Annotated in this window: 15 protein-coding genes; 11 read left to right on the top strand and 4 right to left on the bottom strand. The window is 37.4% G+C overall.

The window, feature by feature from the left end; genetic code table 11:
- Positions 1 to 25 precede the first annotated feature (25 nt).
- Complete coding sequence (locus IV88_RS07820; RefSeq protein WP_057800348.1) at positions 26 to 514, bottom strand: MarR family winged helix-turn-helix transcriptional regulator; 489 nt, start codon at positions 512 to 514, stop codon at positions 26 to 28.
- A gap of 72 nt (positions 515 to 586) precedes the next feature.
- The gene (locus IV88_RS07815) at positions 587 to 1,399 is read right to left on the bottom strand and encodes an oxidoreductase (RefSeq protein WP_057800347.1); all 813 of its coding nucleotides are present in this window, start codon (positions 1,397 to 1,399) and stop codon (positions 587 to 589) included.
- A gap of 156 nt (positions 1,400 to 1,555) precedes the next feature.
- Here IV88_RS07815 and IV88_RS07810 point away from each other — a divergent pair, with 156 nt between their 5' ends.
- From IV88_RS07810 to IV88_RS07770, 9 genes are all read left to right on the top strand, one after another.
- On the top strand, positions 1,556 to 2,473 hold the full coding sequence (locus IV88_RS07810) for an SDR family oxidoreductase (RefSeq protein ID WP_057800346.1): 918 nt from the start codon (positions 1,556 to 1,558) through the stop codon (positions 2,471 to 2,473).
- 357 nt (positions 2,474 to 2,830) lie between these two features.
- On the top strand, positions 2,831 to 3,793 hold the full coding sequence (locus tag IV88_RS07805) for an ABC transporter substrate-binding protein (protein ID WP_057800345.1): 963 nt from the start codon (positions 2,831 to 2,833) through the stop codon (positions 3,791 to 3,793).
- 29 nt (positions 3,794 to 3,822) lie between these two features.
- On the top strand, positions 3,823 to 4,740 hold the full coding sequence (locus IV88_RS07800; protein WP_057800344.1) for an ABC transporter permease: 918 nt from the start codon (positions 3,823 to 3,825) through the stop codon (positions 4,738 to 4,740).
- Positions 4,733 to 5,500 carry an ABC transporter ATP-binding protein gene (locus IV88_RS07795; RefSeq protein WP_057800343.1) on the top strand — a complete coding sequence of 256 codons (768 nt, stop codon included), beginning with the start codon at positions 4,733 to 4,735 and terminating at the stop codon, positions 5,498 to 5,500. Before IV88_RS07800 ends, IV88_RS07795 begins: the two co-directional genes overlap by 8 nt.
- 148 nt (positions 5,501 to 5,648) lie before the next feature.
- A complete protein-coding gene (locus IV88_RS07790; RefSeq protein WP_057800342.1) occupies positions 5,649 to 6,194 on the top strand; it encodes a helix-turn-helix domain-containing protein in 546 nt (181 codons plus the stop codon).
- Between the two features lie 17 nt (positions 6,195 to 6,211).
- A complete protein-coding gene (locus tag IV88_RS07785; protein ID WP_057800341.1) occupies positions 6,212 to 7,108 on the top strand; it encodes an ABC transporter ATP-binding protein in 897 nt (298 codons plus the stop codon).
- Positions 7,101 to 8,327 carry an ABC transporter permease gene (locus tag IV88_RS07780; protein ID WP_057800340.1) on the top strand — a complete coding sequence of 409 codons (1,227 nt, stop codon included), beginning with the start codon at positions 7,101 to 7,103 and terminating at the stop codon, positions 8,325 to 8,327. Before IV88_RS07785 ends, IV88_RS07780 begins: the two co-directional genes overlap by 8 nt.
- A gap of 89 nt (positions 8,328 to 8,416) precedes the next feature.
- Positions 8,417 to 9,379 (top strand): 2-hydroxyacid dehydrogenase family protein, encoded by a 963-nt coding sequence (locus IV88_RS07775; protein ID WP_057800339.1) that lies wholly within the window; start codon positions 8,417 to 8,419, stop codon positions 9,377 to 9,379.
- 465 nt (positions 9,380 to 9,844) lie between these two features.
- Positions 9,845 to 11,485, top strand: coding sequence for a peptide ABC transporter substrate-binding protein (locus IV88_RS07770; RefSeq protein ID WP_057800338.1), 1,641 nt, complete (start codon positions 9,845 to 9,847; stop codon positions 11,483 to 11,485).
- A 1-nt stretch (position 11,486) separates the two neighbouring features.
- Here the strand turns inward: IV88_RS07770 and IV88_RS07765 are convergent, their stop codons facing one another.
- Complete coding sequence (locus IV88_RS07765; RefSeq protein WP_057800337.1) at positions 11,487 to 12,575, bottom strand: DNA glycosylase AlkZ-like family protein; 1,089 nt, start codon at positions 12,573 to 12,575, stop codon at positions 11,487 to 11,489.
- A 154-nt stretch (positions 12,576 to 12,729) separates the two neighbouring features.
- On the opposite strand from IV88_RS07765, the gene ndk reads away from it, so the two are divergent.
- On the top strand, positions 12,730 to 13,155 hold the full coding sequence (gene ndk / locus IV88_RS07760; protein WP_057800336.1) for a nucleoside-diphosphate kinase: 426 nt from the start codon (positions 12,730 to 12,732) through the stop codon (positions 13,153 to 13,155).
- Positions 13,156 to 13,370: 215 nt separating this feature from the next.
- On the opposite strand, the gene IV88_RS07755 is transcribed toward ndk, so the two are convergent.
- A complete protein-coding gene (locus tag IV88_RS07755; RefSeq protein ID WP_057800335.1) occupies positions 13,371 to 14,804 on the bottom strand; it encodes an MFS transporter in 1,434 nt (477 codons plus the stop codon).
- A 123-nt stretch (positions 14,805 to 14,927) separates the two neighbouring features.
- Here IV88_RS07755 and IV88_RS07750 point away from each other — a divergent pair, with 123 nt between their 5' ends.
- The gene (locus IV88_RS07750) at positions 14,928 to 15,248 is read left to right on the top strand and encodes a DsrE family protein (RefSeq protein WP_057800334.1); all 321 of its coding nucleotides are present in this window, start codon (positions 14,928 to 14,930) and stop codon (positions 15,246 to 15,248) included.
- Positions 15,249 to 15,333 lie beyond the last annotated feature (85 nt).

The raw sequence follows: 15,333 nt of genomic DNA, 5'->3' as shown, positions 1-15,333 counted from the left end.
TTAGGCTAGTTATTTCCCAGCCCCTTTATTTTTTGTTATTCATATAATCCCGTTTAATCTCAGAAATACTTCGTTGATGATCAGAACCGGAATACTGCTTATCCATACCGGCAATCATAACTTCCATCAGATTATTTAACTCTAGTTGTTGTTCATCCGTTAAATAATCCCAGCCGTCCAATTCGGCTTGATTCATTTGTTTTAAATTAGCTCTGCCTTCGTCGGTTAAACTGATTAGCGACACGCGACCGTCCTTAGGAGACTTAGTTTTCTCAACCAGTCCTTTTTTAACGAGTTTGCTGACAAATTCAGTCGTTGAAGGGGCGCTAATGTGCAAGCGTTGAGCTAGTTCTTTTTGTGATATACCGTCTTCTTGCTCAAGTGCTAGTAAGATATTTCCTTGCCCTTGATAGGCTAAAGGAGCGTCTTCCTTACTTCGTGCTTCAATGTTAAATAGCATGGTTAATTCATAAAATTTTTCAGTTAATTGATGTTTGCTTAAATGTGAACTCATAATTTACCCTCTGAAATTAGTATATGAAAATACGCAGACGGATGCAATTATTATTTAGGAAACCTAATTAATTTACACGAATTTCTTAACAAAAGCATCAAACCAACGATCGGGCAATACAGTATGAAGAAATACAACCGGTTTTGCGCCGAAACCAACTAAGTAACGCGTCCGAGGACGCTTACTCATAACCGCTTTAGTAATCGTGTTAGCAATTAAATCAGGTTTGGAAAGAGGTCCCGTTGTATATTCACGACGTAGTTTTTTAGCAGTTGCATGACCCATTTCTTCATAAGGAGAGTTTTGGGATGATTCTTCGAGATGATCAGCAGCAATCAATCCCCAGTCGGTTTTAATCCCACCAGGTTCGACAATTACAACATCAATTCCAAAGGGTTTAATTTCCATTCGTAAAGCATCACTAAAGGCTTCCAGAGCGTATTTAGTAGCATGATACCAAGCACCCATGAAAGTAGTCATTCTGCCGGCCATTGATGAGATGTTAATGATGCGACCGGAATGCTGATTACGCATGTGTGGCAAAACGAGTTGAACTAAGCGAGCAAGTCCAAAAATATTTACATCAAATTGTCGTTTAGCCTCTTCGATATCGACATTTTCAATTGCTCCATATGAACCGTATCCCGCGTTATTAACGAGGATATCGATGTGGCCTTCCTCTTCAATAATGCGATCAACTGCAAATTTAAGTGATTGAGGTTTAGTTAAATCAAGCTCAAGTGGTGTAATACCAAAATCGGTCAGGGCTTGCATACGTTCGACCCGACGCGCGCCACCGTAAACCTTATAACCTTCTTTTGCGAGTTGAATGGCAGCTTTATAACCAATCCCACTGCTTGCACCGGTAATTAAGATAACTTTCATAGTAAATGAAACTCCTTTCATAATGTATTCAGGTTTATTATAACCATATTTATTATAAAGAATTGATATTTATTACTTGAAAAAGATAACACAATCTTTTATAATCTCTTTTAAGATTAATCTATCTTTTATAAATTGAAAAGAAGGCATAAAAACATGAAAGTATTTGTAACAGGAGCAACAGGATTTATTGGATCAGAAGTAGTTAAAGAATTAATTCGTCGCGGAAATGATGTATTAGGTTTAGCTCGTTCAGATAGTTCACAAGCAAAATTGGAAGCAGTTGGTGCACAAGTATTACGTGGATCATTGGATACACCAGACGTATTGGCTAAAGGTGCTGCTGAAAGTGATGGCGTAATTCATTTAGCATTTGTGAATGACTTTAATAATTATGAAGAATCACTCAAAAAAGACTTAACAGCTATTAAAGCAATGGAAAATGAGCTTGTGAATACTAACAAACCATTCGTAAATACATCAGGTACACTAATGGTTGAGGATTTAGGACGTCCCGCTACTGAAAAGGATTCTTCCGCTAACCCCGTTGGTCGTGCCGAGGATGAAATCTTATCACTAAGTTATGCGGATAAAGGTGTTCGTGCAACAGCAGTTAGATTGTCACCGACCGTTCATGATGTTCAGCGTCAGGGATTTGGGACGATTCTAGCTGGAATGGCAATCAACAGTGGCAAAGCAGCTTATGTCGGTGATGGAGCAAACGTTTGGCCATCAGTTCATCGTAAAGATGCTGCTAAATTATTTGTGGATGCGTTAGAGAGAGGTAAGGCTGGTTCTGTTTATAATGCAGCTGCGGAAGTTGGAATTCCGGTTAAAGAAATTGCCCAAACGATTGGTGACACGCTCAATCTACCTGTTGAAAAATTGGATCAGGAATCTGGCAAAGCATATTTCGGTTGGTTTATTGATGCCATTCAACAAAACAACCCAACTAGTAGTGAACTAACACAAAGCGAGTTAGATTGGCATCCAACTGAAGCTAGTCTATTGGAAGATTTGAAGACATTCCTTTCAGACTCTAAAAATGTGGAAGCTTTAAAAAATAATGGCTAATTAAAAAAGATGTTGACAGTGATTCTCATTAAATGCTAACCTAGTATTAATCAATTTGAGAGGTGCATATATATGCAAACTATAAAACACTCACAATTGAATAATGAATTTGCCTTTAGCTTTTTCTTTAGATAGCGTTTGTATTCGAATTACGGATACGAACGCCGGACTCAAGCGTTCGTATCTAAGTAATGGCTAAAGATTTTTAACATGAAATTAAGCCAGTTAGATACGAGATCCAATCTAACTGGGAAAACATAGGCCTATGACCAGTTAGATTGTCCTCAATCTAGCTGGTTTTTTATTTCAAAAAAATAACTGGTGATTGAAACTAGATTAAAATTTGGAGGACTTATGATGAAAAAACAAATTATGTTAGGAATGGCAATGGCAGCACTAGGCTTAGGAATGGCAGGATGTTCATCATCCAGTAGTAATAAAACAGTGAACGTCGGAATTTTACAAATTGTTCAACATGGTTCATTAGACGCCGCTCGTCAAGGCTTCAAAACTGAATTAAATAAAGAAATTAAAGCAAAGCACTCCGACTGGAAAGTTAATTATAACTATCAAAATGCTCAAGGTGACCAAGCTAATTTAAATACAATGTCACAGCAAGTCTCACAAAAGAACCCGAAACTAATTCTTGCAATCGCAACTCCTGCAGCACAGGCGGTGGCTAAGAAAACTAAAACGACACCAATTATGACAACTGCGGTGACGGATTTAAAAGGGGCAGGATTAGTTAAGAGTAATGAAAAGCCCGGCACAAATGTTTCTGGTACCAGCGATGTAGCTCCGGTTTCTAAACAACTTAAATTACTAAAGAGTATGACGAAAGGCGACAAGCCACTCGGAATTATGTACAACTCATCTGAAGAGAACTCAGTCCTTCAAGTAGGTATTGCTAAGAAATACGCCGCCGCTCACGATATTAAATTAAAACTAGTTAGTGTGACATCAACCAATGATGTTCAATCTGCACTAAGCACGTTAAGCGGTAAAATTTCAGGACTGTACTTACCAACAGATAACCTGATGGCAAGCTCCATGAAGATTATTGGTAAAGAAGCCCAAAGTGCCAAACTACCAGTTGTCACAGGTTCAATTGAAATGGCTGAAGATGGTGGAACAGCTACTTACGGAATTAACTACAAAGATTTAGGTAAACAGACAGCGAAAATGGCTGCCAAAGTTATTTTAGATAATAAAAAGCCACAGGATATGGCGGTTGAAACTTCAGATTCATTGCATTTATACGTTAACAAAGATCGTGCCACACATCTTGGATTGAAAGCTAACGATATTAAAGAACCTTAATCAAACGAGAGTAAGAGGAGCATTTTAAAATGATTATTACTGGGATTGCGCAAGGATTGATATGGGCCTTTTTGGCTATTGGAGTATTCATTACATTTAGAATATTAGATATTCCTGATTTGACGGCTGAAGGTAGTTTTCCGCTTGGTGCGGCAGTTACAATCAAGTTGATGGTCGATGGACAATCGGCCGTTGTTGCCACAATTGTGGGATTTTTAGCTGGATGTATCGCAGGTATTATCACAGGTTTGCTAGATACTAAGCTTCATGTCCCATCACTATTAGCAGGAATTTTAACAATGACTGGGTTGTATTCAATCAATATGCACGTCATGGGGCGCGCTAATTTACCCCTTGGAATGCAAAAAACGTTGATGACCATGCTACCTGATTCACTCGATAGTAATGCACAAACGATTGTGGTGGGAGTGTTAATTGCTATCGTAGTAATCGCCTTATTATGGGTATTCTTCCAAACTAAAATGGGTCTTGCAGTCCGTGCTACTGGTAATAATTCAATGATGAGTGCTGCAAATGGAATTAAGACTGACCGAATGGTGATTCTTGGATATGCTGTTTCAAATGGTTGTATCGCCTTGTCAGGCTCACTGGTTGCTCAGAATAATGGTTTTTCAGATATTGGAATGGGAATTGGAACGATTGTAATTGGATTGGCCTCAGTTTTAATCGGACAAATCTTTATTCGCTCACGTGGGATGCTTTGGCAATTGATTGCGATGGTATTAGGTGCAGTTGTTTATCGCTTATTGCTAACGATTGCGATGAACGTGGGAGTTTCACCAGATGATTTGAAGATTCTATCAACAATTGTCTTAATTATCGTAATTGTGGTCCCAATGATTCAAGGAAAAATAAACGAAAAGCGTCAGTTGAATAAGTACTTGGCAGGATTAGATTCAGGAGAAAAGGAGACAATAAATGAATAATAATTCAGTATTAAATATGGATGGGGTTCAAAAAGTCTTCTTCCCAGGAACTGCCAACCAACGTCATATCTTAAAAAATATCAATTTAAATATTAACCAAGGGGATTTTATTTCAGTGATTGGTAATAATGGGGCTGGAAAATCAACTTTGTTAAATACAGTTGCGGGAACTCTAATTGCGGATGCAGGAACGATTGAAATTGCTGGTAATGATATTACTAAGAAGCCAGTTGCTGGACGTTCAAAATGGATTTCTCGAGTATTTCAGGATCCAAAACTTGGTACAGCAGGCGATTTAACTGTTGAACAAAATTTATCGATTGCGATTAACCGTAAACGGCATTTCAATTTAACGTGGTTCAAGTCTAAAAGTGAAAGGAATCATTTCAAAGAAGTCCTGGCTAAATTGGACATGGGATTAGAAAATCGATTAGATACGCAGGCTAAGTATCTTTCAGGTGGACAACGACAGGTTCTATCTTTAATTATGGCAACTCTTAGTAAACCAAATTTACTCTTATTGGATGAACATACGGCTGCTCTGGACCCTAAGACCAGCGAAGCTGTCATGAAGTTAACCAATCAGATTATTAAAGAAAATAATCTAACTGTTTTGATGATTACACATAAAATGGAAGATGCCTTGAAGTATGGTAATCGTCTTTTAATGTTGCAAGACGGTGAAATCAAAGTTAACGTGAGTGGCGATGAAAAGCAACAGTTAGAAGAATCAGATTTAATGGAAATGTTTGAAAGTTAATTTAAGTTAAATGAAAGTAGATAAATGAAGTATATTTATCTACTTTTTTGCTATACTGATGTTAAGAAAGTCCAGTCTAATGCGGTGTCAAAAACATTTGATAGACAGTTTGAACACATTTGTATAGTTTGGTGAAGGAGGTAAGGAATTGCAAGTTAGTCAACAGATTAAAAAGCTACGATTACAGCATCAATTTAGCCAAGATGATGTGGCTGATCGAATTCATGTCTCACGCCAAACGATTTCAAATTGGGAGAATGACCATAACTACCCTGATATTCAAAGCTTACTTTTAATGGCCGATTTATATCATGTGAAGTTAGATGATTTGGTACGTGGGGATCTGGATGAAATTCAGACCAAAAAACTACAGCGAATGGTGCTCAAGGATACCATTTTGCGCTTTTCAATTTTGATTGTTTACTTTATCGCCATGTTCTTAACGCGTAACAATCTAACGTTGTACTTTTGGTCATGGCTAATTGGATTGGCACTAACGATTGCAACAATTTATTTTGGTTCTAAACGCCAACGGCAAATGGGACTGAAACTACAAACGTATCATGATATTGTTTACTATTTAAAAACCGGTCAATTGTTGGATAGTCAATTTGCTAAACGTCGAACAATTATGGAATTAGGAATAGCAATCTTAATTGGAACAGCTTTTGCAGCCATTTCAATTATAAATTAAGCAGAGGGGGCAACATAATGTTAGAAGTAAAACACTTAAATAAACGTTTTGGTGACATGGTTGCGGTTAATGATGAAAGCTTCACCTTAAAAGAGGGTGAAATACTTGGATTGATTGGCCAAAATGGAGCTGGTAAAACGACTACTTTTCGTATGATTTTGGATTTACTAAAGCCTGATTCAGGAGAAGTGTTGTGGAATGGAAAACCATTTACACAGGATGAACACGATTTGGTCGGATTCTTGCCAGAAGAACGTGGACTCTATTTAAAAATGACGATTGAACAACAAGTAGTTTATTTTGCTGAATTACGGGGACAAAAGCCAGCTGTGACGAAACAAAAACTGGATAGTTGGATGAATCGTTTCGATGTTAAAGGAAAGAAAACTGACAAGATTAAAGACCTTTCCAAAGGTAATCAGCAAAAGGTTCAAGTTATCGCTACTTTAATCCACGATCCGAAGTTTATTATTTTGGATGAACCCTTTAGTGGACTAGATCCTGTTAATGCCAGTCTATTGGAAAAAGGGATTGAGGACATGCGTGCTCAAGGAGCAGCAATCATCTATTCATCACATGATATGGGTAATGTCGAAAAAATCAGTGATAAATTAATGATGTTGCGTCGAGGTGAAACAGTCTTGAATGGTCCAACTGAAAGTATCCGTGATAGCTTTGGTGATACGCGAATTACATTGCAATCACCACTAACAGAATCAGAATTATTATCCATTGATGGCGTTGAAGATGTTCAACAGCATGGCCCTCGTTTTGAAGTTACATTAAGTGATGCCGAGGTTGGTAAGGAGGTCTTTAAAAAGGCTACTAAAAATGGCTATATCAAGCAATTTGATCAACAGCCACCAACACTAGATGAAATCTTCCGTATGAAAGTAGGTGAAGGCAATGAGTAAATTCTGGGTAATCGTTCGACAAGTAATCGTCAAAAATTTTAAGACACCTACTTATATTGTTATGTTGCTGACTCCGGTCATTGCAATGCTTGGAATAGGCTTGTTCATCTTTATTTCTAATCAAACTAGTCAGACTCCAAAGATTGCCATTGTTTCTGAAAATCAGGCTTTCCGGACAGCGTTAGTACATGCTAAGACAAACGGTGATTATAAAGTAAAGACTAACCTAGATACAGAAAACAAAGCAGAAGCAGCTTTATCTAAAGAAAAAATCGATGGATACTTAGTTGTCGACACTAAAAATAATGACATTAAAGCAACATACAAAACTAGAACTAATGGTAATGATTTAGACAAAAGCAATTTAAAAAATAGTATTAATGGAATTAAGACCCAACTTTCTGCCAGCAAGTTAGGTCTTAGCAATAAGCAATTGAAAGAGCTATTTACACCAGCAACATTTGAAACCAAGTCGGTTTCTTATACGAATGGTAAACAGAAAGCTCAAAAGAATAATCAACAGGCTATTAACTTGATATTAGCTAATATCGTCACGGTATTGATTTATATTTTCATGCTTAACTACGCGTCGATGATTGCTCAAGAAATTGCGACAGAAAAGGGCTCGAAGATTATGGAAATCTTGGTAAGTAGTGTTAAACCAAGAATTCAATTCTTTGCTAAAGTAACTGCTATGTTTGTACTTATTTTGATTCAAGTAGCGATTACGGCCTTGTCAGCATTTATTGGAGTTAAATACTTCGGGCAGTCAATCAGTATGCTGAAGGGATTGAACTTAAATGAACTTCAACCTTCAATTGTACTGATCTTAGCCCTATTCTTTATCTTAGGTGTCATGCTCTATACGATTGTAGCCGCTGGATTGGGTGCATTAGTAGCTCGTTCTGATCAAGTTGGACAAGCAATTTCACCACTTTCAATGATTGCATTGGCAGCTTATGCCGCTTCGTTTATTGCGATGAATAGTAATTCGATTTTAGTGAAGATAGGTTCTTTTGTCCCATTCGTTTCACAAAGTTTAATGCCAGTTCGTTATGCAATTGGAAATGCGACAACTAGTGAAGCTTATATCAGTATCGTGTTATTAGCCATTGCAGTTGGCTTCTCACTCTGGGGTGCCGTTCGTTTGTATGAAAAACATGTGCTGGACTACTCAGATAAGAAGTTGTGGCGTTTTAATTTTAAAAGAAGTAAGTAGCTAGTTTATATAACCCGTCCAACCGGCTTTCTGCTCGAGATTATTGTAGAATGGGCACATAGAAAGCTTCAGGAAAGGATGATTATTAAATGGCAAAAGTATATTTATCCGCTGAATTACCAACCAAGGCGACCGATATTATGAAGAAAGCCGGATTAGATGTTGAAAGCTACTCAGGCACCGGCTTAATTAGTCATGATGAGTTAAAAGAAAACGTTCGGGATGCTGATTACTTAATTACGGCTCTATCAACAAATGTTGATAAGGATATTATCCAAGCAGCACCTAATTTAAAATTAATCGCTAATTATGGTGCCGGTTTTAATAATATTGACGTTGATTTTGCTAAACAACAAGGAATACCAGTAACCAATACGCCTGGTGTTTCAACAACCTCCACAGCTGAAGTAACCGTTGGATTAATCCTAAGTATTATGCATCGAATGCCTGAAGGTGATCGTTTAATGCGGTCGAAAGGCTTTGATGGATGGGCACCACTATTTTTCCTTGGACATGTACTAGAGAATAAAACAGTTGGAATCGTTGGAATGGGTAGTATTGGTCAGGCAGTTGCCAAACGACTATTAGCATTCGATATGAATGTGATTTATAGTCAGCGCCATCCACTTCTGGCTGATAATGAATTAGCTGATAAAGTGAAGTATGTTCCTCAAGATGAGTTGATTAAAACGGCCGACGTCGTTACTTTACATGTCCCATTAGGACCAGCAACGAAACACCTGATTGATGCAAATGCTTTGTCAAATATGAAATCAAGTAGTTACTTGATCAATGCCGCTAGGGGACCAATCATTGATGAACGAGCTGTATTAAAGGCATTGCAAAAGAATGAAATTGCTGGTGCGGCGTTGGATGTTTATGAAGCTGAACCTCAAGTGGCAGACGAGTTTAAGCAACTAGATAACGTTGTTTTAACACCACATATTGGAAATGCGACGGTTGAAGCACGTGATGGAATGGCGGAGATTGTTGCGGAAAATGTGCGACTTGTGAATAGTGGCGAAGCAGCAAAGTTTATCGTTAATAAATAGCAAAGTTAAAATTGATTTTACAAAAAGAGAGCTTGACAGTTTTATTGGTTGAGCTGTAGTATTATTTCCAACATGAATATCGTCCTTATAAACCAATGAGGTGGAGATCAAGATTATTGTGCACATACAGAGAGTCATTGTTGCTGAGAATATGGCTGAACGCAGATAGTTAAATGGACTACCGAGGGCTTTCCCGAACTTTTAGTACGGAAAGACGTGCGACATACGTCAGTTGTCAGGAGAATGTTAGTTCTCTGTGGAGAGGGATCCTAGGGTTATTTTACGATAGCTCAATAGGATTTAATTAAGGTGGCACCGCGGGAAACCGTCCTTAACACATTGGCTGTTAAGGGCGGTTTTTTTTGTAATTTAAAAACGGGGTGAAACACATGGTATTAGTACGATGGCAAAGCTTAATGGACTTCCTAGCTATTATTTATAAAAACAATTTCGGAGGAAAGTATCATGAGTTTAGCCAACCACAAACGTTTATTAGCCTTCTTAGGCGGAATCATTATTATTTTAGGAGCAGTGAGTTTTCATAATATTCAAAAAGGACATTCTAAAACAACACCACAATCAATTAATTTGTATACAACTAATGCGTTATCAACACTAGATGTTTCAAAGAGTACGGATAGTGTTTCTAATTCACAATTAACGGAAGTTGATGAAGGATTATATCGATTGGATGCTAACAGTAAACCAGTTAATGCTTTAGCTGACAAAACTCGCATTTCAAAAGATGGTAAGAACTATACAATTGATTTAAAGCATGATGGACGCTGGAGTAACGGAGATCCAGTAACAGCTCAAGACTTTGTTTACTCTTGGAGAAGAACATTAAATCCCAAAACTAAATCTGAATTTACGTATGTCTTTTCAAATATTAAAAATGCGGACCAAGTTGCAGCAGGAAAATTATCAACTAGCGAACTTGGTGTAAAAGCTGTGGGTAAGTATCAACTGAAAATTGAACTTTCAAAGCCAGCATCATATTTTACTAAACTACTTGCCAGCAGTACTTTCTATCCCATTAATCAAAAATCAGTTCAGAAGTTTGGCAATAAATACGGAACTTCAGCTGCAACAACGAGCTTTAATGGTCCATTCACTTTAGAAAACTGGACTGGAACTAACGATGCATGGGTTTTGAAAAAGAATCCAAAATATCGAGATCATCAAGCTGTTAAATTGAACAAAATTAACTATAAAGTGATGAAGTCTAATTCAACGGCATATAACATGTATCAGGCACATAAGTTTGATGTAGCAACTCTAACTGGTGAACAGAATGTTGCAAATAAATCGAATCCAGCTTTAAAGACACTATCAGCAGGCAGTGTTGGCTTCATTCAATATAATCAGAAGAATAAGGTTGCCGCTAATAAGAACCTGAGATTGGCAATTTCACAGGCTATTGACCGTAAACAATTAACACAAAAGATATTACAAAACGGATCAATTCCAGCTAAGAGTTTTGCGGTTCAAAATATGGCTAAAAGTCCTAAGGATCAACGCGATTTTGCCGATGAAGCATATGTTAAGAACACTGTAGATTACCAGCCGTCAGATGCACAAGCTAATTTTGATAAAGCTCAAAAAGAATTAAACCAAAAGCAAATTAATTTGACGATTACTTGTGGTGATGACGACAATACTCACCAAATGGCAGAATTTATTCAAAGTCAGCTAACTGGTCATTTGAAGGGATTAAACGTTGAAATTCAAGCACTACCATTTCCTTCAATGTTGGCGAAAGTTTCACAAGGACATTTCCAGCTTAATCTAACAGCATGGAATATGGACTTTGCTGATCCTGATCAATCTTTAACGATTCTTACATCACACAGTAATTCCAACATGGGTCATTTCAAAAATAAAACCTTCGACAATTTAATGACGAAGGCTGATGGAACTGATGCGTTGAAAGGTTCAGATCGATATAATGATCTACTTCAAGCAGCTAAAATTGTGGCAAAAGAGCAAGCTGTAACACCACTTTATGAAGGACGTACACACGTGTTAGTAAACCCTCGTCTTAAAGGTGTGGTATTTAATAACTTCAGTGGTGCAATGAACTTTAGAACTGCATATGTTAAATAGATTAGAGCTGCTGGAATTGAATATTATTGGGAACTTTTTCCAAAAAGAGTGCAACCTCTGATAACTTATCCTGAATTAATTTTTGCTTAGCCTTAGAAATCTTTTTCCAGGTGATTACTTCAAAGTTCACTTTCTTGCCAGACACCTTGTACGTCCAATGACCGATTACCACGCCATCAACTAGAACTGGTGCCATAAGAATACCGTTCTTCGACCACATTATGGATTGATATTCAGTCGGAATGAGCCATTCTTTTTGAATGTACCCGGTCATTAATGCATCAAAACGAGCTGCGATTTGAACATTGTCATGTGCGTCGTTATCAATATCCTGTAGCTCTAATTTGGTTAGAAAGTGTGGAGCATAATTGATTACTCCATTAATTTCAACGTGTTCCATACCGGATGTAACTTGTTTCCAAATCGGACGAACAATACCAACCTTAATACCAGTCCATTTTACAAAGTCTTCTAAACTAGCTGGAGCATAGCCGTTTAGGTATTCGACGATTAACTGTTGAACAGCACTTTCAATCGACATTGGTTGATAAATATTTTGAGCTGATACTAGTTGAAATTGTTGTGTAGTACTGTTGGGGTTGAAAAACCCGTGTCCATTGGCAGTCAAGGTTTGCAAAATTGCATAGATTAAATTAGTGCCGAGTTGTTGTTCAGTCATCATCGAAGAAAGAAATTTTACCAACTCCGGTTTTGATAAGGTTCGTTGCTGGTCCAGATAGGGTGTGAGCTCTTTTTCAGCTTTGAGAACAAGTTCTTTTTCACCTAAATAATAGTTATTAGGCAGATGTTCTTGAGAGTGAGCGTTAATTATCAAATTCCAATCTTCGACAGTTAGTAGGTGTAATGTCCAACGCTGTGACCAAGAACGAACGATTTTCTGTTGATCATAGTCTTTGCTCAACGTGGATAAATCTAGTTGTTTAGATTTAATAGCCAAGTTAATTTCAGCCATTCGTTGGGCTTGTGATTGAATTCCAACACTATTTTTTAGGACGGAAAATTCAGAATCTTGTTTATTAAAAATTTGATGATTAGCAAGTCGGTTTAGTCTGAGTTCTTCATTGTTCATAGTTGTCGTTCCTTTAATTTTCTATAATCTGTAGTTTATTATCCGCCAAGTAAAACGCGGTTTCAATTTCAAACTAAAAATCACAAATTGTCCGTTTGAATTGAATTTATCAATGGTATACTGTTGAGGTAGACAAATTATAGGAGATGACATCATGACTGAAGAACGAAGCTTAATCCTTGTAAAACCTGATGGTGTGCTAAACGGCCATATAGGAGAAGTGATTACCCGCATTGAAAATCGTCGTTATCAAATTAAGGCGTTGAAAGTGGTAAATGCTAGTAAAGAACAATTAGCAGAACATTATAATCAACTAGTAGACAAACCTTTTTACCCTAGTATCGAAGAATTTATGCAGTCTGGTCCAATTGTTGCCATGATTGTCAGTGGTAAGAATATTGTTGAAACATTCCGCAAAATGGCAGGAGCAACCAATCCATCAGATGCTTTAATTGGTACAATTCGCGGCGACTTTGCTCGTGAATGGGATAAGGGTTCAATTCAAAACGTGGTGCATAGTTCTGATAGTATCGAAAGTGCCGAACGAGAAATTAAAATATGGTTTCCAGAAGAAAAATAAGAGAGTGGAAAATAAGGCGTANTCGAATGATTCGTACTTGGAATCGTTTGATTTTTATAGCTAGGGCGGCGACCGAGGTGATTTGAGCCGAGCAGGAAAGTTTCGGACTTTGAAACTTTCATCCTTTTGTCAGCCTGATTTTCCCGATTTAGACTATTAAAGTTTATGAACTAAATAAGCCTGAACAAAAAAACAATTTTTGTTCAGGCTTATTTTTATTTTGCAGTAGCTTTTTTACTACCTTGACGTAAACGTTCAATCGCAATCAAATCAGCGACTACCAATAGTACTGCTGAAATGATAAATGCGATGTGCATTCCGTAAATAAAGAGGTTTGGTTGTCCAGTTGGGTAAGTGGTAATTGTTTTGTGAGCTCGCATGCTCATAACGAGGAAGAGGGATGTTGTTGATAAACTAACACCTAAAATCATACCTAAGTTTCGAGCTAACGCATTTACACTACCAGCAATACCGAGTCGATTAGTTGGAACAGACGACATAACGACGGCATTATTTGGTGACTGGAAGAGTCCGGTTCCGATTCCGGTTAATAATGATGCGAGGAAGAACACCCACATTGGCGTGTTCAAATTAAATGTAACAACAATTAATTGTGAGATTAGTAAAGTAGTTAGTCCAATTACAGTGATTTTGGGACCACCAAATCGATCAGCCAAAACACCACCAAGAGGCCCAAAGACAACCATGGTTAGTGGGATGATCGACATCAAGGTTCCTGAGATACCAGATGAAAATCCACGTGCATTTACCAAGTAATAAGGAATTAATACATTAAAGAAGAATCCATTGATAAATACGAACAGCGCTGCAAGGAGTCCTAAACTATAATCCGCAATTCTAAAAATCGATAAATCTAGTAAAGCTTTGGGTGAGTTATTTTCCGTTCTAATAAATAGGAATAACATAATAAGTGAAACGACTAACGATCCGATAATGATTGGATTACTATAGCCACTTTCTTGTCCTTGTAAAATAGCGAAGAAGAAAGTATTAACAAATAGCATAAATAAGATAGTTCCAAGCCAGTCTAGATCTTTGATACTTGAAGAAGTTTCGCTTTTAGGTAAACTCTTTAGTCCAAAGAGAATGGCGATAATCCCGATTGGGACGTTAATCCAAAAAATATAATTCCATGGAAGATAATTTAAAATCAAACCACCAATTGCAGGACCAGCAACCGCACCAAGGGCTACGAAAGTACCGATAACTCCCATTGCACGGCCACGTTGAGCCATAGGGAATGAGCTAGTGGTAATCCCAAAACTATTCGACATGGTCATTGAAGCACCAACCGCTTGTAAAGCACGTGATCCGAGTAAGAATGGAAGTCCCATATTCAGTCCGGCTAGAAATGAACCAACTAAGAAGACCGCCGTTCCAATTTTGAATACCCGTGTTTTACCGATTACGTCTCCTAAACGACCGAAGAACATTAGTAGCGAACTGATTGTCATGAGATAGATGGAGACAACCCATTCAATTTGGCTTGAAGAAACTTGTAGTTCTTTGGACATAATTGGCATGGCGATGTTTACGATTGATCCATCCAAGGTGGACATAAAAGTAAACATACCTAAGGCAATTAAAATAAAGATTTTATTAGCACCTGTTGTATTTTCGTTTTTCATAATGATTACTCCCCCAATTTATTCATCAATCCATTCTCATTGTGAAAAGTGGATATGTCAACTATTTTCCCTTAGACTAACTAATAGTAGTGATCGATTTTAAACTAAAAGGAGTATTTAAAAATGTTAAAAGTTGTTTTCCATATTGATGAAATGCAAGTGTGGCCTAGACTAATGTCTAACCTAGATAACTTTCTTGAACAGAAACCAGATAGTGATCTAAAAGTTGTCGTAAATGGCGACGCTGTGACAAAAGTACTTGATTCGGTAATCCAAACATTTATCGAGAACCATTCAACGATTGATTTTCTGATCTGTCACAATGCGCTACATTCACATCAAATGACTGATAGTCAGATTAGTAAGCCCGCAAAAGTAGTACCGGCTGGGGTTGTGGCGATTGCTGAATTGGAAGCAGATGGATATTCTTATATTAAGCCGTAAAAAAATGAGAGTGAGAATAAAGACGGGTTGATTCTCCGCTTTAGACTATTATCATAAGAAAATAAACATACTAAGATTAGCTCTG

The sequence above is a fragment of the Pediococcus argentinicus genome (assembly GCF_001437605.1).
In the GTDB taxonomy this organism is placed as follows: Bacteria; Bacillota; Bacilli; order Lactobacillales; family Lactobacillaceae; genus Pediococcus; species Pediococcus argentinicus.
Note: the sequence above shows the minus strand (reverse complement) of the source record. Positions and strands in the feature narration are given on the sequence as shown.

Excerpts from the sequence above, each read along its gene's own strand:
- IV88_RS07820 (WP_057800348.1), bottom strand. The coding sequence starts at position 514 with ATGAGTTCACATTTAAGCAAACATCAATTAACTGAAAAATTTTATGAA.
- IV88_RS07815 (WP_057800347.1), bottom strand. The coding sequence starts at position 1,399 with ATGAAAGTTATCTTAATTACCGGTGCAAGCAGTGGGATTGGTTATAAA.
- IV88_RS07810 (WP_057800346.1), top strand. The coding sequence starts at position 1,556 with ATGAAAGTATTTGTAACAGGAGCAACAGGATTTATTGGATCAGAAGTA.
- IV88_RS07805 (WP_057800345.1), top strand. The coding sequence starts at position 2,831 with ATGAAAAAACAAATTATGTTAGGAATGGCAATGGCAGCACTAGGCTTA.
- IV88_RS07800 (WP_057800344.1), top strand. The coding sequence starts at position 3,823 with ATGATTATTACTGGGATTGCGCAAGGATTGATATGGGCCTTTTTGGCT.
- IV88_RS07795 (WP_057800343.1), top strand. The coding sequence starts at position 4,733 with ATGAATAATAATTCAGTATTAAATATGGATGGGGTTCAAAAAGTCTTC.
- IV88_RS07785 (WP_057800341.1), top strand. The coding sequence starts at position 6,212 with ATGTTAGAAGTAAAACACTTAAATAAACGTTTTGGTGACATGGTTGCG.
- IV88_RS07780 (WP_057800340.1), top strand. The coding sequence starts at position 7,101 with ATGAGTAAATTCTGGGTAATCGTTCGACAAGTAATCGTCAAAAATTTT.
- IV88_RS07775 (WP_057800339.1), top strand. The coding sequence starts at position 8,417 with ATGGCAAAAGTATATTTATCCGCTGAATTACCAACCAAGGCGACCGAT.
- IV88_RS07770 (WP_057800338.1), top strand. The coding sequence starts at position 9,845 with ATGAGTTTAGCCAACCACAAACGTTTATTAGCCTTCTTAGGCGGAATC.
- IV88_RS07765 (WP_057800337.1), bottom strand. The coding sequence starts at position 12,575 with ATGAACAATGAAGAACTCAGACTAAACCGACTTGCTAATCATCAAATT.
- ndk (WP_057800336.1), top strand. The coding sequence starts at position 12,730 with ATGACTGAAGAACGAAGCTTAATCCTTGTAAAACCTGATGGTGTGCTA.
- IV88_RS07755 (WP_057800335.1), bottom strand. The coding sequence starts at position 14,804 with ATGAAAAACGAAAATACAACAGGTGCTAATAAAATCTTTATTTTAATT.
- IV88_RS07750 (WP_057800334.1), top strand. The coding sequence starts at position 14,928 with ATGTTAAAAGTTGTTTTCCATATTGATGAAATGCAAGTGTGGCCTAGA.